The organism is Homoserinibacter sp. YIM 151385, from assembly GCF_027912415.1.
Classification (GTDB): domain Bacteria; phylum Actinomycetota; class Actinomycetes; order Actinomycetales; family Microbacteriaceae; genus Schumannella.
Genome location: NZ_CP115175.1, coordinates 1,418,185 through 1,434,518, shown reverse-complemented (window position 1 = coordinate 1,434,518; position 16,334 = coordinate 1,418,185). Strand labels below are relative to the sequence as shown.

The following is a 16,334-nucleotide window of genomic DNA, read 5'->3' as shown; positions in this document are numbered from 1 at the left end:
CGCGCTCAGCAGGAGGGGCCGTGGACCTCGACCGCGACGATCCCGGACTCGGGGTGGTCGGCGCTGATGTGGACGACGGCGTACTCGCCGACGGAGAGCATGGAGGCGCGCCAGAGCGAGCCGTCGTCGTGCGTCCCGGTGCCGCGGCCCACGGCGGCGAGGATCTCGGGCAGCACAGGGCCGTGACTGCACAGCACGGCCGTCTCGGCCTTGCGGAGGCGCTTCGCGACGATGCGGTCGACGCCGGACTCGCCCTGCTCGTAGGCGTCCTGGCTGATGGCGTCGGTCTGCTTCACGGGGAGGCCGGTGAGGCGCGCGGCCGGCTCGATCGTCGACACGCAGCGGACGGCCGTCGAGGACATGAGCTTCCTCGGCCGGTACGCGGCGATGCCCGGGGCGACGCTCGCCGCCTGCGTGCGCCCGCGATCGACGAGCGGTCGGGTGTGGTCGGGCCCCGACCACTCGCCGTGCGGGGCGGCCTTGCCGTGCCGGAGCGCGATGATCGCGAAGGTGCGCGCGCGGCCCCGCTCCCAGAGCTCGGCGAAGCGCTCCACGATGTCGATGTCGTGGTCGTAGCTCAGGATCTTGCGGGCCCGCGCGAGGCCGACCCACTCGAGCTCTCGGATCTCGTCGTTCGAGGCGAAGGTCGAGTTCGCGAGCGCGTGATCCTCGACCTCCGCGGCCCAGTAGTAGACGGATTTGTCGCGCCCGCTCGGCAGCTGGTACTCGACGACGCCGAGCGGCGCGCCGAGCCCCACGATGAGCCCCGTCTCCTCCGCGATCTCGCGGACGGCGGTCTCGGGCAGCGTCTCGCCCGGGTCCAGCTTGCCCTTCGGCAGCGAGATGTCCTGGTGCTGCGTGCGGTGCACGAGCAGGATGCGCACCTTGCCGTCCTCGACGCGCCAGCACACGGCGCCCGCGGCGAGGACGGGGGAGGATGCGGCGGCGCTCACCGGCGCGGACCCCCGCGCTTGCGGGCGGCGACGCGCTGCATGGTGCGGCTCTGCACGTCGGCGAGCGGCGTGCCGTCCGAGGCGCGGTCGTGGCGGGCCCAGGTGCCGTCCTCGCCGAGCCGCCACGAGGAGCTCTCCTCCGACATGGCGGAGTCGAGGATCTCGTTCACCTGCGTCAGGTGGTCCGGGCTCGCGAGGCGCACGAGCGCCTCGACGCGGCGGTCGAGGTTGCGGTGCATCATGTCGGCGCTGCCGATGTAGATCTGCGGATCGCCGTCGTTCTCGAAGGCGAAGATGCGCGAGTGCTCGAGGTAGCGGCCCAGGATGCTCCGCACCCGGATGTTCTCGCTCAGCCCCTCGACGCCGGGCCGGAGGGCGCAGATGCCGCGCACCACGATGTCCACCTGCACGCCCGCCTGGCTCGCCCGGTAGAGGGCGTCGATGACGGCCTCGTCGACCATCGAGTTGACCTTGATGCGGATGGAGGCCGGGTGGCCCGCGCGCGCGTGCTTCGCCTCCTGCTCGATGTGCTTGACGAGCCCCTTCCGCAGGTGCAGCGGCGCGACGAGGAGCCGCTTGAACTTCTTCTCGATCGCGTACCCGGAGAGCTCGTTGAAGAGCCGGGTGAGGTCCTTGCCCACGACGTCGTCCGCCGTGAAGAGGCCGAGATCCTCGTAGATGCGGCTCGTCTTGGGGTTGTAGTTGCCGGTGCCGATGTGGCTGTAGTGCTTGAGGCCGCCGCGCTCCTGCCGCACCACGAGGGCGAGCTTGCAGTGGGTCTTGAGCCCGACCATGCCGTAGACGACGTGGACGCCGGCCTTCTCGAGCTTGCGCGCCCAGGAGATGTTCGCCTGCTCGTCGAAGCGCGCCTTGATCTCGACGAGCGCGAGCACGGCCTTGCCGGCCTCCGCCGCGTCGATGAGCGCCTCGACGATCGGGCTGTCGCCCGAGGTGCGGTAGAGGGTCTGCTTGATCGCGAGCACGCTCGGGTCGGCGGCCGCCTGCTCGAGGAAGGCCTGCACGCTCGTGGCGAAGGACTCGTAGGGGTGGTGCACGAGCACGTCGCCCCGCGAGATGGAGCCGAAGATGTCGGGCTTCTCGGTGGGGTCGCTCGGGAGCAGCGCGGCGCTCGTGACGGGCACCTGCTTCGGGTACTTGAGCTGCGGGCGGTCGACGCGCGAGAGCTCGAACAGGCCGCCGAGGTCGAGCGGCGCGGGGAGGCGGAAGACCTCCTCCTCCGTGACGTCGAGCTCCTGCATGAGCAGGCTCAGCGTCACCGGGTCCATGTCGTCCGTGATCTCGAGTCGGATCGGCGGGCCGAAGCGGCGCTGCCGGAGCTCCTTCTCGAGCGCCTGGATGATCGACTCGGTCTCGTCCTCCTCGATCTGCACGTCCTCGTTGCGGGTGACGCGGAACTCGTGGTGCTCGAGGATCTCCATGCCGGGGAAGAGCGCGCCGAGATGGTTCGAGATGAGGTCCTCGAGCGGGATGAAGCGCTGGCGGCCCGAGCCGTCGTCGGGGAGCTGCACGAAGCGCGGCAGGTTCTGCGGCACCTTGAGGCGCGCGAACTCGACGCGCTGCGTCTTCGGGTTGCGCACCCGGATCGAGAGGTTGAGCGACAGCCCCGAGATGTACGGGAACGGATGCGCCGGGTCGACCGCGAGCGGCATGAGCACGGGGAAGATCTGCGTCGAGAAGATGTCGTCGAGGGAGGCGCGGTCGTTCTCGTCGAGGTCGCTCCACGATTCGATGTGGATCCCGGCCTCGTCGAGGGCGGGCTTCACGAGCTCGTGGAAGGCGCGCGCGTGCCGCTCCTGGAGCTCGTGGGCGCGGGCGCCGATCTCGGCGAGCACCCGGGTGGGCGGGGTGCCGATGTTCGTCGGGACCGCGAGCCCCGTCTCGATGCGGCGCTTGAGGCCCGCGACGCGGACCATGAAGAACTCGTCGAGGTTGGAGGCGAAGATCGCGAGGAAGTTCGAGCGCTCGAGGAGCGGGATCGTGTCGTCCTCCGCGAGCTCGAGGACCCGCTGGTTGAAGGCGAGCCAGCTCAGCTCGCGATCGAGGAAGCGATCGGCCGGGAGGGTGCCGTCGTCGACGATCGCGGGCTCCGCCTCGTCGTCGTCGAGGAGGTCGGCGGCGACGGTCGCGTCGCCGAGGGGGCTGTCGTTCTCGACCATTGGCCCATTGTGGCACCGCGGCCGGTGACGTGGAGGTGAACAGACGCCGAGACGGGCGGATGCGCCGGTCGCCGGCCTGTGGAGGAGGGGCGGCTCAGCCGCCGACGCGCTCGGCGTCCTCCTCGTGCACGTTGAAGCGGTAGCCGACGTTGCGGACCGTGCCGATGAGCGACTCGAGGTCGCCGAGCTTCGCGCGGAGGCGCCGGACGTGCACGTCGACCGTGCGGGTGCCGCCGAAGTAGTCGTACCCCCACACCTCGCTGAGCAGCTGCTCGCGCGTGAACACGCGCGAGGGGTGGCCGGCGAGGAAGCGCAGCAGCTCGAACTCCTTGAAGGTGAGATCCAGCGGCTTGCCGTGCACCTTCGCCGAGTAGCTCGCCTCGTCGATCACGACGCCCGAGGCGTGGATCTTCGAGGCCGACTTGTCCTGGGCCATGCGCCCGATCACGAGGCGGATGCGCGCATCCACCTCGGCCGGCCCCGCGTTCTCGAGGATGACGTCGTCGGCGTGCCAGTCGGCGGAGACGGCCGTGAGCCCGCCCTCCGTGAGCACGAGCACGAGGGGCACGTCGATGCCGGTCGTCGTGAGGATCTTGCAGAGCGACTTCGCGGCCGCGAGGTCGGTGCGGGCGTCGACGAGGATGAGGTCGCAGCTCGGGGCGCTGACGAGCGCCGCCGGCTGCGCCGGGATGGTCCGGGCGCGGTGGCTCAGCAGCCCCAGTGAGGGCAGGACATCGCTGTCGACCGATGAGGTCAGGATCAGCAGCTGCGCCACGGGTCGTCCTCCAAAGTGCCTACACGGGCAAGTGTAGAGCGCATCCGGAGCTCTGCCCGCCCGCGTCCCCCGTAGCATCGGAGCATGACCGCTCAGGATGCCGCCGACCACGCCGCCGAGGCCCGCCGGACCCTGAGCGTGATCCCCGTCTGGATCGCGGCGCTCGCGGGCGCGATCGTGGTCGGCGTCGCGGCGCGTGAGCACTCGCTCACCTGGATCCCCGTCGTGCTCGCGCTGTGCGTGCTCCTCACCTTCGCGATCCAGCTGGCGCTCAAGCAGAAGGACGGCCTCGTCACCCGGATGACGATCAGCATCGGCGGCGCCCTCGTCGTCCTGGCGCTCGCGACGGGCGTGCTCGCGCTGCTCGGGCTCGCATCCCTCGCGTAGCGCCCGCGTCGCCTAGACTCATCCCATGCTGTTCGCGCTGGAGCTCTTCTTCATCGGCCTCCTCGGCCTCGCGACGCTCGCGATCGGCTTCGTCTCGGTCGTGACGCTGTACGGCCTCTTCCGCGGCCAGCGCTGAGCCGTGTTCGATCTCGACGCGGATCTCCCCGCGGAGCTCGTGCCGCTCGCCTGGCTGATCGGCGTCTGGGAGGGCACCGGCGTCGTCGAGTACGCGACGCCGGACGGCCGGGTGGAGCACGAGTTCGGCCAGCGGGTCGCCTTCACGCGCACCGGCGCCCGCCACCTCGAGTACGCGAGCTCGAGCTGGCTGCTCGGCCCCGAGGGCGAGCGCGGCGAGGAGCTCGCCTCCGAGCTCGGCTTCTGGCGGATCTCGCGCGATCTCGGCGCGGGCGACCCGGGCCCCGCGATGCTCGGCCGTCAGGGCGAGCCGGTCTACACCACCGCCGACTCCGTCGAGACGCTCCGCAACGCGGCCGGCGGCTTCGACCTCGAGGTCTCCCTCGTGCATCCGGGCGGCGTCAGCGAGCTCTACCTCGGGCAGGTCAAGAGCGCCCGCATCGATCTCGCGACGGATGCGGTGCTCCGCAGCGCCGGCGCGAAGGACTACTCCGCCGCGACCCGGCTCTACGGCCTCGTCGAGCAGCACCTGCTCTGGGCGTGGGACATCGCGGCCCTCGGGCAGGAGCTCCGCTCGCACGCCTCGGGAAGGCTCGCGAAGGTTGACTGAGCAGCTCTCGCCCTTCGCCGCGCTCCCCGGCGCGGTCGGCTCGCCGCCGCAGCACTACGGCGACCTGTTCGGCGAGCAGCGCCGGCTCGCCGCGGGGGAGGCGGTCGTCGACCTCTCCGACCGCGCCGTCGTGAGCGTGACCGGCCCCGACCGCCTCACCTGGCTCGACTCCCTCACCTCGCAGCGGCTCACGGGCCTGGCGCCCGGCGACTCGGCCGAGACGCTGCTCCTCGACCCGAGCGGCCGCATCGAGGTCGCGGCGCGCGCGATCGACGACGGCGAGACGCTCTGGCTCCTCGTCGACGGCGGCGCGGGCGAGCGGCTCGCGGCCTTCCTGACCCGGATGCGGTTCACGCTCCGCGTCGAGGTCGCCGACCGCACGGCGGAGCTCGCGACGCTGGGCGCGCTCGGCGAGCCCGCCGCGCTCCTCGCCGCCGCGGCATCCCCCGCGGGCGTCCCACTCGTGTGGCGGGACGCCTGGTCGGGCGTGCAGCCGGGCGGCCACCAGTACGCGCTCGTCGCCGAGCACCCGGGCGCCGGCTGGAACGCGATCGAGGTCCTCGTGCCGCGGGCCGAGCTCCCGGCGCTCGCCGCATCCGGCATCCCCCTCGCGGGCTCGCTCGCGCTCGAGGCGCTCCGCATCGCGGCCTGGCGCCCGCGCCTGGAGGCGGAGGTCGACTCGGCGACGATCCCGCACGAGCTCGACTGGCTCCGCACCGCCGTGCACCTGACGAAGGGCTGCTACCGCGGGCAGGAGACGGTCGCGAAGGTCCACAACCTCGGGCACCCGCCCCGCCGACTCGTGCTCCTGCACCTCGACGGGTCCGACAGCATCCCGGTGCGCCCGGGCGACGAGGTGCTCGCGGGCGAGAAGAGCGTCGGGCGCGTGACCTCGGCCGCCCAGCACCATGAGCTCGGGCCGATCGCGCTCGCGGTCGTGAAGCGCTCCGCCCCGGTCGGTGAGCCGCTCCTCGTCCGCGGCGAGGAGGGGGAGGTCGCGGCCGCCCAGGAGGTCGTGGTGCCGCCCGAGGCGGGCGCGGAGGCCGGCGTGCCGCGGCTCCCGAGACTCGGCGCGGTCCGCAGACCCCGGTCGTGAGCACCGACCCGGCGGCTCGGCTCCGGCGCCTCGAGCGCGGGGTCCGCCGCCGACTGGATGCGCGCGCCGCCCTCCGCCGGGTCTGGACCTCCGGGCCGGCGATCGTGCAGATCGTCGCGGCCGTCGCCGCCGCCTACTCGGTCGCGCACTGGGGGCTCGGCCACGCGGCGCCCATCATGGCGGTGACGGTGTCGATCACCTCGCTCGGCCTCTCGCGGGATGCGCGGCCGCGGCGGGTCGCGATGACGGTGCTCGGGATCGTCCTCGGCATCGCGCTCGCCGACGGGCTCACGCTCCTCATCGGCAAGGGGCTCTGGCAGCTCGTCGTCGTGCTGCTGGTCGTGTTCGTCGTCGGCCGCGCGGTGTTCCCGAACCCCGCCTTCGCGGTCGCGGCCGCGGTGCCATCGGCGCTCGTCGTGCTCGTCCCCGACCCCGAGGGCGGGCCGTTCACGCGGAGTCTCGACGGGCTCGTCGGCGGCGTCATGGCGCTCCTCATCACGGCCGCGATCCCGCGGGATCCGCGCCGGGCGGCCCGCCGGGACGGTCGCGCGCTGTTCTCGGTGCTGCACGAGTCGGCGGCGACGGTCGCCGACGCGCTCGGCACGGCGGATGCGGCGGCGGCCGAGCTCGCGCTGGCCCGGCTCCGGCGCACCCAGCCCCTCGTCGACGCCTGGACGGTGTCGCTCGACAGCGCCGTGCAGGTGTCGCGGATCGCGCCGCTGCTGCGGCGGCATCTGCCCGAGCTGCTCGCGCAGGAGCGGGTGCTCGGCTCGGCGGACCTCACGGCGCGGCACCTTCGCCTGCTCGCGCGGCGCGTGGAGTTCCTCGTGCGGGACGGGCGGCCCCGCCCGGAGCTCGGGCGGCTCGCGGGCGAGATCGCGACGGCGGTGCGGCTGCTCGGCGACGAGGTCGACGACCGCGAGCTCGCGGGGGCGGCGCGCAGCCTCCTCGAGGATGTCGCCCGGCGCCTCGACCCCGTCCGGCTCGTGCCGGGGGCGCCCGTCGTCGACTCGGCGATCGTGCTGCTGCTCCGGCCGCTCGTCATCGACCTGCTCGTCGGCACGGGCGCCCGCGCGGACGACGCCCGGGCCCTCCTGCCGGACTCCTGAGCCGCCTCCCGCCCGTCGCCCGGAGGGCGGGGCATGGGCTCAGAGGACGATGTCGCCGAAGGACTCGAGCTGGCGGCGCTGCTGCGGGAGCGCGCCCGGCTGGGGCTGCAGCCGGTCGGCCGCGGGGAGCGCGCCGAGCTCGAGGCCGGTGAGCTCGGCCACCTCGGCGACCGCGACCTGGAAGGTGCGGAACGGCCCGAGCTCCAGCTCGCCCGACTCGACCGCGCGGGCGCCCAGCAGCGGCCGCTGCTCGAGCAGGTAGGCGGTCGCGCAGAGCGCGCCGTCGGCGACCCAGGCGGCGACCTTCCAGTACGCGAGGGGGATGAGGATGCCGCGGTACTCGGGATCGTCCTCCTCGAAGACGGGGCCGGTGACGACGACCAGTCGCGCATCCGCCGCCTCGGCGGCCTCGAGGAGGTAGTCCTCCAGCCCGAGCCACAGCTCCTTCGACTGGTTGAAGCCGGAGGCCTGCGGGGCGGCGTTCGTGTAGTGGAAGGTGTCGGCGTTCGCCCGCGCGGCCACCGCCTCCTCGCCCCACACCGGGTCCCGGCGGCGCACGAGGTGCCCGCGATCGAGATCGTTGCGGGCGTAGAGCTCGGGCCCGGCCTGCTCCGTCTCGGGGATGCGGTCGTCGAGCCGCCAGTCGTCGCCGCCGCGCGGCACGTCGCGGAGGGCGGCGCCGTCGATCGCGACCGCCGTCCAGGCCGCGAGCCGACGCAGCGGGTCCATCGCGACCGCGAAGTGCGTGTAGTCGAGGGTGGTGAGGGCGCGGGCGGCCGCCGGCGGCGGCACCTCGAGCCCGAGGAAGGCGGGGTCGTATCCGGTCGTCACCCGGCCATGCTGGCATCCCCCGCCGACGCCCGGGTGGACGCCAGGCGGCGGATGCGCGCGGCTCGGCGGCTCAGGCCGGTGCGACCGCCGACCAGTCGAGGGTCAGCTCGCCGAGCCGCCAGCGGGCGCGAGAGTCCCGCACCGGCCGGCCTGCATCCCGCAGCGACTCGACGACGGCGATCCAGCGCTGCGAGGGCCCGTAGACCTGGAGCGGGGCATGCCGAGCCCACAGCGCGTCGAGCTCGGCGAGGAGCTCGTGCACCCGCTCGCCCGGGACGTTGCGGTGGATGAGCGCCTTCGGCAGGCGCTCGTGCACGACCTCCGGCGTCTCGAGCCCCTCCAGGCGCAGGCTCATCGAGAAGGTGCGGGGGAGGCCGTCGGCGCCGAGCTGCACCCAGCTCGCGATGCGGCCGAGCTCGTCGCAGGTGCCCTCGACGAGGATGCCGTCCGGCTGGAGCCGTGCCGTCATCCGCGCCCACGCCTCCGCCACCTCGGCCTCCTCGTACTGGCGGAGCACGTTGAGCGCGCGGATCACGGCCGGGCGGCGGCCGTCGGGCGTCGGCACCTCGAAGCCGCCGACGCGGAAGCTGAGCCCGGGCCGCTCGGCCGCGCTCGCGATCCGCACCCGCTCGGGATCGATCTCGACGCCGACGACCTCCGCGTCCGGGCGGGCGGCGCGGAGGCGGTCGTGCAGCTCCCGCGAGGTCGTGGCGCTCGCGCCGAAGCCGAGGTCGACGACGAGCGGATCGGCGGTGCGGCGGAGGGCGGGATGCCGGGCGATCCAGCGGTCGATGCGGCGGAGCCGGTTCTGCCCGGTCGTGCCGCGCGTGATCCGGCCCTCCGGTCCCGTCGCGCGCGCCATCCCCCCATTCTCATTCCCCGGGAGGGTTTTTCGGCGACGCGCCGGGGCCGCACAGCCGGGCTGCGGTGTGTCGCCGAAAAACCCTCCCGAGGAAGCCAGCGGCGGTGCTCGCTAGGCTGAGGGCATGACCTCGACGCTCATCCTGCTCCGCCACGGCAACTCCGACTGGAACCAGAAGAACCTCTTCACCGGCTGGGTGGATGTGCGCCTCAGCGAGCAGGGCGTCGGCGAGGCGGTGCGCGCCGGCGAGCTCCTCGCGGAGTCGGGCCTGAAGCCCGAGATCCTCTACACGAGCGTCCTCACCCGCGCGATCCAGACCGCGAACCTCGCCCTCGACAAGGCCGACCGCGCCTGGATCCCCGTCAAGCGCTCGTGGCGCCTCAACGAGCGCCACTACGGCGCCCTCCAGGGCCTCGACAAGGCGGAGACGCTCGAGCAGTACGGCCCCGAGAAGTTCCAGACCTGGCGCCGCAGCTTTGACACCCCGCCGCCCGTCCTCGCCGACGACGCCGAGTGGTCGCAGATCGGCGACGAGCGCTACGCCGACGTCCCCGACGCCGACATGCCCCGCACCGAGAGCCTCAAGCTCGTGATCGACCGGATGCTGCCCTACTGGGAGTCCGACATCACGAAGGACCTCGCGGCCGGCAGGACGGTGCTCGTCACCGCCCACGGCAACAGCCTCCGCGCGCTCGTCAAGCACCTCGACGGCGTCAGCGACGAGAAGATCTCCGAGCTCAACATCCCGACCGGCATCCCGCTCGTCTACGAGCTCGACGACGACTTCCGCCCGACCGGCCCCTCGCGCTACCTCGACCCGGAGGCGGCCGCCGCCGGCGCCGCCGCGGTCGCCGCCCAGGGCAAGAAGTAGGCGAGCGGGGCCGGCCGTGCTGCGCTTCGCGGTCTGCGCCTTCCTCGAGGATCTGGCGCTCGGCTCCGAGCTCGACCGCGGCGCCCTGCCGCTCCACGTGACGCTGTTCCCGCCGAGCACGACGGAGGCGGATCAGGGGCAGCTCGAGGCCGCGCTCGAGCACGTGCTCGCCCAGTTCGGCCCCTTCGAGGCGGCGGGCGGCGACGACGAGCTGTTCGGCGCCCGACGGGATGTTGAGGTCACCCTCGTGGAGGACGAGGGCTCGCTCGCGGCGGCCCACGTCGGGCTCGTGCGCGCGCTGAGCCCGCTCGGCGTGCGCGTGCCGGACCCCGCGCACGTCGGCCGCGGCTACCGCCCGCACGTCACCGTCACGGCGGAGGGGGACCGCATCGAGCGTGGCGAGCGGATCGAGCTGGATGCCGTCGCGCTGCTCCTCGACGAGGGCGGCGTCTGGCGGGTCGCGGCCCAGCTGCCGCTCATCTAGAGGAGCAGCCCGCCGAGCTCCCCGAGGAGCGCCTCGAGGTCGACGGGCGCGCTCGTGTCGACGCGCAGCAGCGGCCACGCCCCGAGCGGCTCGAGCCCCTCCCAGGCCTCGCGCCACCTGCCGTGCACCGGATGGCGCGCCGCCTGCCGGGCCTCGACGCGATCCCGGGCGAGCGCCGTCGGCACCTCGCACCAGAGCTCGATCACGCGAGGGGCGCCGGCCGCGGCGAGCCCGCGCTCGAGATGCTCGAGGTCTCCGCGTCGCGCGTCGAACGCGCCGTCGACGACGACCCCGCCGCCCGTCTCGGCGGCGAGCCGCCAGAGCGTGTCGAGCGCGATGCCGCCGAGCCGGCCGCCGTCCGCGTGCGGGCCGAGCATGGCGGCGAAGGCCTCCTTCAGCTCGTCCTTGACGAGCGCCGGGCAGTCGAGGGCCGCGGCGAGCTGCTGCGCGAGCGTCGACTTGCCGGAGCCCGGCAGCCCGGTGACGAGGATCGCGACGGAGGCCATCCGCTCAGCCTAGGCGCGGCCGACGGCTCAGACGTCGGCGGGGATCCAGTCGCCCGTCGCGAGGTACTGGACCTTCTTCGCGATCGAGACGGCGTGGTCGGCGAAGCGCTCGTGGTAGCGGGAGGCGAGGGTCGCGTCGACCGTGTCGGCCGCGGCGCCCTTCCAGGTCTCGCCGAGCACCTTGTCGAAGACGGAGAGGTGGAGGGCGTCGATCTTGTCGTCCTCGTTGCGGATCTCCTCCGCGATGCGGACGTCCTCCGTGCGCAGCAGCTCGACGAGCTTGTTCGCGACCGCGACATCCAGCGCGCCCATCTCGGAGAAGGTGGGACGGAGGGTCTTCGGCACGACCTTCTCGGGGAAGCGGTAGCGGGCGAGCTGCGCGATGTGGGTCGCCATGTCGCCCATGCGCTCGAGCGAGGCGGAGATCCGGAGGGCGCTCACCACGATGCGGAGATCCTTCGCGACCGGCTGCTGGCGGGCGAGGATCGTGATCGCGAGCTCGTCGAGCTCGGCGGCCGCGGCGTCGATGCGCGCGTCGTCCTCGATGACGGTCTCGGCGAGCGAGACGTCGGAGTCGTTGAAGGCAGAGGTCGCGTTCGCGATCGACTCCGCGACGAGCGAGGCGATCGCCACGAGACGGTCCTGGACCTCGGCCAGCTCCTGCTGGAAGACCTCGCGCATGTACCTGACTCCTCTCATCGGGTGGCGTGCTCGCACGCACGCCCCGGCAACCCTGATCGCCGGAGGTGAACGGCCGGTGACGATCACCTGAACTTCCGCGATCCCGGCCCGGAAGGCACGGTACCGGCGTCGGCGGCCCGTGATCGTGGCTCTAATCTAATCCCATGGATTCCGGCTGGCTCGTGGCCGCCGCCCTCGCCTTCGGCCTGCTGCTCGGCGCGGGGCTGGTCATCGCGGTCGTGGTCGCGCACCATCGCGGCCAGCGCGCCGTCGCCGTCATCACCCCGCAGGTGCCGGACGGCGTGGATGCGGTGATCGACGCGCTCGAGTCCGTCGGCATCGTGCTCGACGCCTCGAACAACGTCATCACCTCCTCGCCCGCGGCCGTCTCCTTCGGCCTCGTCTGGAACCAGGCGCTCGTCCACCCCGAGCTGATCGACATCGTCGACCGCGTCCGCCGCGAGGGGGTGCCGGAGAGCGACGAGCTCCACATCACGCGGGGCCCGGTCGGCGCGATGGACCTCCACCTCCTCGTCCGGGTGGCCCGCCTCGGCGCCCGCTACATCCTGCTCCTCGCCGACGACCGCACCGAGTCGTACCGCCTCGACGACGTCCGCCGCGACTTCGTCGCGAACGTCAGCCACGAGCTCAAGACCCCGATCGGCGCGGTCGGGCTGCTCGCGGAGGCCGTCGAGTCCGCCGCCGACGAGCCGGAGGAGGTGCGCCGCTTCGCGCGCCGCCTCACCTCCGAGTCGGCCCGCCTCGCGCGGATCACGAACGAGATCATCGAGCTGAGCCGCCTCCAGGCGAAGGACCCGCTCGGGGACGCCGCGCTCGTCGACATCGGGATCGTCGTCGCGCGCGCGGTCGACGAGAACCATGTCGGCGCCGAGTCGAAGGGCATCGAGCTCGTCCGGAAGGGCGGCAAGCACGTCGAGGTGCTCGGCAACGAGCCGCTCCTCGTGACCGCGGTCGGCAATCTCATCTCGAACGCCATCCGCTACTCGCCCGAGGGGTCCCGTGTCGGGGTCGGGGTCGCGCACCGCGACGGTCTCGTCGAGATCGCCGTCACCGATCAGGGCATCGGCATCGCGGAGGCGGACCGCGACCGCGTCTTCGAGCGCTTCTACCGCGTGGATGCGGCGCGCAGCCGCGTCACGGGCGGCAGCGGCCTCGGCCTCAGCATCGTCAAGCACGTCGTCCAGAACCACGGCGGCGACGTGCGCGTCTGGTCGCAGCCCGGCAAGGGCTCGACCTTCACCATCCGACTGCCGGAGGCGACCGCCCACCCGGCCGGCACCCTGGGAGTCACCGCATGACCCGCATCCTGATCGTCGAGGACGAGGAGTCGCTGAGCGAGCCGCTCGAGTTCCTCCTCCGCCGCGAGGGCTACGAGACCGCGGTCGTCGCGGACGGCCGCTCGGCGCTCGCGGAATTCGAGCGGACGGGCGCCGACCTGGTGCTCCTCGACCTCATGCTCCCCGGGCTCGCGGGCACCGAGGTGTGCCGCGAGATCCGCGCCCGCTCCACGGTGCCGATCATCATGCTCACCGCGAAGGACTCCGAGGTGGACATCGTGGTGGGCCTCGAGCTCGGCGCCGACGACTACGTGACGAAGCCGTACTCCACCCGCGAGCTGCTGGCCCGCCTCCGCGCGGTCCTCCGCCGCCGGACCGACGCGCTGGATGTCGACGAGTCGATCCTCGAGACCGGTCCCGTGCGGATGGATGTGGAGCGCCACTCGGTGAGCGTCGGAGGCGAGGACGTGGCGATGCCGCTCAAGGAGTTCGAGCTGCTCGAGCTGCTGCTCCGCAACGCGGGCCGCGTGCTCACGCGCGGGCAGCTCATCGACCGCGTCTGGGGCGCCGACTACTTCGGCGACACGAAGACCCTCGACGTGCACGTGAAGCGGATCCGCTCGAAGATCGAGGAGGACCCCTCGCAGCCGAAGCTGCTCGTCACCGTGCGCGGGCTCGGCTACCGCTTCGAGGCGTAGCGCGTCCGCTCCGAGGCGGGGCGGACCTACTCGGCCGGGGGCGCCTTCGGGGTGCGCGGCTTCGCGGCCGGCTTGCGGGCGGCCGGCTTGGATGCGGTGGCCGGCTTCGGCGCCGCCGCCGGCTTCTCGCTCGGCGCGGCGGTCGGCGTCGCCGCGGCGGACACGGCCGTGCTCGCGGGCTTCGGCGCGGCCGGGGGCGTCGCGGGTGCGGCGGCGGGCGGCGCGGCCGGAGCGGGCGCGGGCGCCGGCGCCGCAGGTGCGGCGGGCGCCGCGGCCGGCGCCTCGGGCGCCTTCCCGCTGAAGGCGAACGGGCGCGCATCCTCGCCGTGTGCGCGCAGGTAGTGCTGGTGCGCCTTCGTGGCGACGAGCAGGTAGCGCACGAGCACGACCGCGAGCGCGACGACGACGGCGAAGCCGATGAGGGTGCCGATCGCGGTGAAGATCGTCACGACGACGTGGCCGAGGCCGAAGCCGAATCCTGCCGCTCCCACGGTCAGTCCTCCAGCTCGTGCGAGTCCTCGATGACGGTGCCGACCGCGATCGCGACGGTCGCCGCCCAGCTCACCCACATGAGGAGCAGCCGCCAGTCGCGCGGCCCCTGACGGGTCGTCTTGATCAGGCCCACGGCCCCGAAGATCGAGCTGATGAGGCTCGTGTTGAACAGGTACTTGCGCATGGGCCCTCCCGGTCGCGGATCTCCACGCTATCGCGGGCCTCCGGCACGGACACCGCCGGTCTACAGTTGTCCAGCCTGCTCAGAGGATGGGGGCCCGATGCGCCTGCGGATGTCGAGTACCGGCGTGATCGGCGGCGTCCTGCTCCTCGCGGGCGGTGCCGCGATCCTGACCGGCCTCCTGCCGATGGCGGACGCCGTCGCGGTGCTCGAGCGCACCTGGCCGATCCTCCTCTTCGTGGTCGCGATCACGGTCGTCACGGAGCTCGCCGCGGAGGCGGGGCTGTTCTCCGCGATCGCCGAGCGGATGGCGCGCCTCGGCCGAGGCCGCGCGCTCGTGCTGTGGCTGCACGTCGTCGTCTTCGCGGTGCTCGGCACCGTGTTCCTCTCGCTCGACACGACGGCGGTGCTGCTCACGCCGGTCGTCGTCCTCCTCGCGCGTCACAACGGCCTCCCGCCGCTCCCCTTCGCGCTGACGACCGTGTGGCTCGCGAACACCGGCTCGCTGCTGCTCCCGGTCGCGAACCTCACGAACCTGCTCGCGGAGCACGCGCTCGGCTTCTCGGACCCGCTGCGCTTCGCCTCCCTCATGGCGCTGCCGGCGCTCGTCGCGGTCCTCGTGCCGTGCCTCGCGATCGCGCTCGTCTTCCGGCGCGAGCTCGCGCTCCGCTTCGAGCCGGCCGCGCCGCCGCCGCCCGAGGACCGCGTGCTGTTCCGGGTGTCGGCCGTCGTGGTGGCGCTCATCGTGCCGGGGCTCGTCTCGGGGGCGCCCGTGTGGATCCCGGCGGTCGCGGGGGCGCTCGTGCTCCTCGCCGTCTTCGCGGTGCGGCGCCGGCGCGTCATCCGGTTCTCGCTCGTGCCGTGGCAGCTCGTGCTCCTCGCGGGCGGGCTGTTCCTGGTGGTGGAGACGGCGCACGCGCGCGGACTCGCGGCGGCGCTCGCGGGACTCGTGGGGGAGGGCGGGGATGCGGGCGCGCTGCTCCGGCTCGCGGGCCTGGGAGCCGCGGGGGCGAACGCGATCGACAACCTGCCCGCGTATCTCGCGCTCGAGCCGCTCGCGGAGGGCGATCCGGCACGGGTGGCGGCGCTCCTCGTCGGGGTGAACGCGGGCCCGCTCGTGACCCCGTGGGCCTCGCTCGCGACCCTGCTCTGGCACGAGCGGCTCGTGTCGCTCGGCGTCGAGCTCTCGTGGCGGCGCTACGCGCTCCTCGGTCTGCTCGTCGCGCCCCCCACCGTCGCCCTCGCGACCCTCGCGATCCTCCTCTGACCCCGATCCCCTCCCGCCCCGACCCGCCTCCGAGCAACCCCTTCCGAAATGCAGGACGGGCGGGCCTCGCGCCCGGCCGACGTCCCGGGATGCCGGGGCGGGCACCCGACCGATCCTGCATTTCGGAAGGGGTCGGGAGGGTCGGAGTGGTTGGGAGGGGGCAGGCGGGGTCAGCGGGGGTCGCAGGTGGCGGGCCGGGCGGCTGGGAGGATGCCGCGAGCTGACCGGCCGGTCAGCGTCCTGACCGGCCGGTCAGGTACCGTCGCCGGGTGACGACCGCCGACACCCTCCGCGACATCGCCCTCGACGCCTTCACCGCGTCCGGCTACCACGCGACCTCGCTCCAGCAGATCGCGCAGCGCGCGGGCGTGTCCAAGGCGAGCGTCCTCTACCACTTCGCCTCGAAGGAGGTCCTCCTCGAGGCCGCGGTCGGCCCCGCGCTCGACCGGCTCGAGGTGCTCATCGACGGCCTCGAGACCCGCCGCATGTCGGCCGACGGGCGCGAGGACTTCATCCCCGAGTTCGTCGACTTCCTCCTCGCGCACCGCCGCGAGGTCCACATCTTCTTCAACCACTCCGCCCACCTCGAGGACGTGCCGATCATGGCGCGCGCGCAGACGCTCATCGAGCGCATCGCCGCCTACTGCCAGGCGAACGTCGAGACCCCCGAGAGCAAGATGCGGATCGGGATCGGGCTCGCGGGCGCGGCGTACATGCTCGCGGTCGCCGACACCTTCGGCGACGACATCGTGCTGCACACCGACTTCGACCAGGCGCGCGAGCCGCTCATCAGCATCCTCGGCGAGCTCCTCACCGGCACCATCCGCCCCGCACCCGAGCGCGACCCGCTCGCGCCCCACGCCTCCGGCAGCGTCGCCGCGGCATCCGCCACCGCATCCGCCACCGCCGACGTCTGATCCC

19 protein-coding genes are annotated in these 16,334 nt (G+C 73.3%); 10 read left to right on the top strand and 9 right to left on the bottom strand.

Annotation, left to right across the window (positions count from 1 at the left end):
- Nucleotides 1-5 precede the first annotated feature (5 nt).
- The 3 genes from OF852_RS06980 to OF852_RS06970 all read right to left on the bottom strand — a co-directional run bounded on the left by OF852_RS06980 (nt 6) and on the right by OF852_RS06970 (nt 3,905).
- A complete protein-coding gene (locus OF852_RS06980; RefSeq protein ID WP_271121077.1) occupies nt 6-953 on the bottom strand; it encodes an NUDIX hydrolase in 948 nt (315 codons plus the stop codon).
- Entirely contained in the window at nt 950-3,130 is a 2,181-nt protein-coding gene (locus OF852_RS06975; protein WP_271121076.1) for an RNA degradosome polyphosphate kinase, read from the bottom strand. The genes OF852_RS06980 and OF852_RS06975 overlap by 4 nt, the downstream gene beginning before the upstream one ends.
- Nucleotides 3,131-3,224: 94 nt before the next feature.
- Nucleotides 3,225-3,905, bottom strand: a complete 681-nt coding sequence (locus OF852_RS06970; RefSeq protein ID WP_271121075.1) for a response regulator transcription factor — start codon at nt 3,903-3,905, stop codon at nt 3,225-3,227.
- An 84-nt stretch (nt 3,906-3,989) separates the two neighbouring features.
- On the opposite strand from OF852_RS06970, the gene OF852_RS06965 reads away from it, so the two are divergent.
- The 4 genes from OF852_RS06965 to OF852_RS06950 all read left to right on the top strand — a co-directional run bounded on the left by OF852_RS06965 (nt 3,990) and on the right by OF852_RS06950 (nt 7,242).
- Complete coding sequence (locus tag OF852_RS06965; protein ID WP_271121074.1) at nt 3,990-4,292, top strand: hypothetical protein; 303 nt, start codon at nt 3,990-3,992, stop codon at nt 4,290-4,292.
- Between the two features lie 139 nt (nt 4,293-4,431).
- Nucleotides 4,432-5,037: an FABP family protein gene (locus tag OF852_RS06960; protein ID WP_271121073.1), complete on the top strand. Its 606-nt coding sequence runs from the start codon at nt 4,432-4,434 to the stop codon at nt 5,035-5,037.
- Entirely contained in the window at nt 5,030-6,133 is a 1,104-nt protein-coding gene (gene ygfZ / locus OF852_RS06955) for a CAF17-like 4Fe-4S cluster assembly/insertion protein YgfZ (protein WP_271121072.1), read from the top strand. The genes OF852_RS06960 and ygfZ overlap by 8 nt, the downstream gene beginning before the upstream one ends.
- Complete coding sequence (locus OF852_RS06950; RefSeq protein ID WP_271121071.1) at nt 6,130-7,242, top strand: FUSC family protein; 1,113 nt, start codon at nt 6,130-6,132, stop codon at nt 7,240-7,242. The genes ygfZ and OF852_RS06950 overlap by 4 nt, the downstream gene beginning before the upstream one ends.
- 39 nt (nt 7,243-7,281) lie before the next feature.
- Here the strand turns inward: OF852_RS06950 and OF852_RS06945 are convergent, their stop codons facing one another.
- Nucleotides 7,282-8,073 (bottom strand): DNA/RNA non-specific endonuclease, encoded by a 792-nt coding sequence (locus OF852_RS06945; RefSeq protein WP_271121070.1) that lies wholly within the window; start codon nt 8,071-8,073, stop codon nt 7,282-7,284.
- Nucleotides 8,074-8,143: 70 nt separating this feature from the next.
- Entirely contained in the window at nt 8,144-8,935 is a 792-nt protein-coding gene (locus tag OF852_RS06940; RefSeq protein WP_271121069.1) for a class I SAM-dependent methyltransferase, read from the bottom strand.
- Nucleotides 8,936-9,059: 124 nt separating this feature from the next.
- On the opposite strand from OF852_RS06940, the gene OF852_RS06935 reads away from it, so the two are divergent.
- Together OF852_RS06935 and OF852_RS06930 are read left to right on the top strand one after the other, a co-directional pair.
- Nucleotides 9,060-9,806 (top strand): phosphoglyceromutase, encoded by a 747-nt coding sequence (locus OF852_RS06935; protein WP_271121068.1) that lies wholly within the window; start codon nt 9,060-9,062, stop codon nt 9,804-9,806.
- Nucleotides 9,807-9,822: 16 nt separating this feature from the next.
- Entirely contained in the window at nt 9,823-10,290 is a 468-nt protein-coding gene (locus OF852_RS06930; protein ID WP_271121067.1) for a 2'-5' RNA ligase family protein, read from the top strand.
- On the opposite strand, the gene OF852_RS06925 is transcribed toward OF852_RS06930, so the two are convergent.
- Both OF852_RS06925 and phoU read right to left on the bottom strand, forming a co-directional pair.
- Nucleotides 10,287-10,796, bottom strand: coding sequence for an AAA family ATPase (locus tag OF852_RS06925; protein ID WP_271121066.1), 510 nt, complete (start codon nt 10,794-10,796; stop codon nt 10,287-10,289). The two genes, OF852_RS06930 and OF852_RS06925, sit on opposite strands and share 4 nt — an antisense overlap.
- Nucleotides 10,797-10,823: 27 nt before the next feature.
- Nucleotides 10,824-11,477 (bottom strand): phosphate signaling complex protein PhoU, encoded by a 654-nt coding sequence (gene phoU, locus OF852_RS06920; RefSeq protein WP_271121065.1) that lies wholly within the window; start codon nt 11,475-11,477, stop codon nt 10,824-10,826.
- Nucleotides 11,478-11,641: 164 nt separating this feature from the next.
- Between phoU and OF852_RS06915 the strand changes: the two genes are divergently transcribed.
- Nucleotides 11,642-12,796: a sensor histidine kinase gene (locus OF852_RS06915; RefSeq protein WP_271121064.1), complete on the top strand. Its 1,155-nt coding sequence runs from the start codon at nt 11,642-11,644 to the stop codon at nt 12,794-12,796.
- A complete protein-coding gene (locus tag OF852_RS06910; protein ID WP_271121063.1) occupies nt 12,793-13,473 on the top strand; it encodes a response regulator transcription factor in 681 nt (226 codons plus the stop codon). The genes OF852_RS06915 and OF852_RS06910 overlap by 4 nt, the downstream gene beginning before the upstream one ends.
- A 26-nt stretch (nt 13,474-13,499) precedes the next feature.
- Here OF852_RS06910 and OF852_RS06905 read toward each other — a convergent pair whose 3' ends face one another.
- Both OF852_RS06905 and OF852_RS06900 read right to left on the bottom strand, forming a co-directional pair.
- The gene (locus OF852_RS06905; RefSeq protein ID WP_271121062.1) at nt 13,500-13,964 is read right to left on the bottom strand and encodes a hypothetical protein; all 465 of its coding nucleotides are present in this window, start codon (nt 13,962-13,964) and stop codon (nt 13,500-13,502) included.
- A gap of 2 nt (nt 13,965-13,966) precedes the next feature.
- Complete coding sequence (locus OF852_RS06900) at nt 13,967-14,149, bottom strand: hypothetical protein (RefSeq protein ID WP_271121061.1); 183 nt, start codon at nt 14,147-14,149, stop codon at nt 13,967-13,969.
- A gap of 109 nt (nt 14,150-14,258) precedes the next feature.
- On the opposite strand from OF852_RS06900, the gene OF852_RS06895 reads away from it, so the two are divergent.
- Both OF852_RS06895 and OF852_RS06890 read left to right on the top strand, forming a co-directional pair.
- On the top strand, nt 14,259-15,413 hold the full coding sequence (locus OF852_RS06895; protein ID WP_271121060.1) for an SLC13 family permease: 1,155 nt from the start codon (nt 14,259-14,261) through the stop codon (nt 15,411-15,413).
- A gap of 269 nt (nt 15,414-15,682) precedes the next feature.
- The gene (locus tag OF852_RS06890; RefSeq protein ID WP_271121059.1) at nt 15,683-16,330 is read left to right on the top strand and encodes a TetR/AcrR family transcriptional regulator; all 648 of its coding nucleotides are present in this window, start codon (nt 15,683-15,685) and stop codon (nt 16,328-16,330) included.
- Nucleotides 16,331-16,334: the final 4 nt, after the last annotated feature.

Excerpts from the sequence above, each read along its gene's own strand:
- OF852_RS06965 (WP_271121074.1), top strand. The coding sequence starts at position 3,990 with ATGACCGCTCAGGATGCCGCCGACCACGCCGCCGAGGCCCGCCGGACC.
- OF852_RS06915 (WP_271121064.1), top strand. The coding sequence starts at position 11,642 with ATGGATTCCGGCTGGCTCGTGGCCGCCGCCCTCGCCTTCGGCCTGCTG.
- OF852_RS06975 (WP_271121076.1), bottom strand. The coding sequence starts at position 3,130 with ATGGTCGAGAACGACAGCCCCCTCGGCGACGCGACCGTCGCCGCCGAC.
- OF852_RS06940 (WP_271121069.1), bottom strand. The coding sequence starts at position 8,935 with ATGGCGCGCGCGACGGGACCGGAGGGCCGGATCACGCGCGGCACGACC.
- OF852_RS06910 (WP_271121063.1), top strand. The coding sequence starts at position 12,793 with ATGACCCGCATCCTGATCGTCGAGGACGAGGAGTCGCTGAGCGAGCCG.
- OF852_RS06935 (WP_271121068.1), top strand. The coding sequence starts at position 9,060 with ATGACCTCGACGCTCATCCTGCTCCGCCACGGCAACTCCGACTGGAAC.
- OF852_RS06895 (WP_271121060.1), top strand. The coding sequence starts at position 14,259 with ATGTCGAGTACCGGCGTGATCGGCGGCGTCCTGCTCCTCGCGGGCGGT.
- phoU (WP_271121065.1), bottom strand. The coding sequence starts at position 11,477 with ATGCGCGAGGTCTTCCAGCAGGAGCTGGCCGAGGTCCAGGACCGTCTC.
- OF852_RS06900 (WP_271121061.1), bottom strand. The coding sequence starts at position 14,149 with ATGCGCAAGTACCTGTTCAACACGAGCCTCATCAGCTCGATCTTCGGG.
- OF852_RS06925 (WP_271121066.1), bottom strand. The coding sequence starts at position 10,796 with ATGGCCTCCGTCGCGATCCTCGTCACCGGGCTGCCGGGCTCCGGCAAG.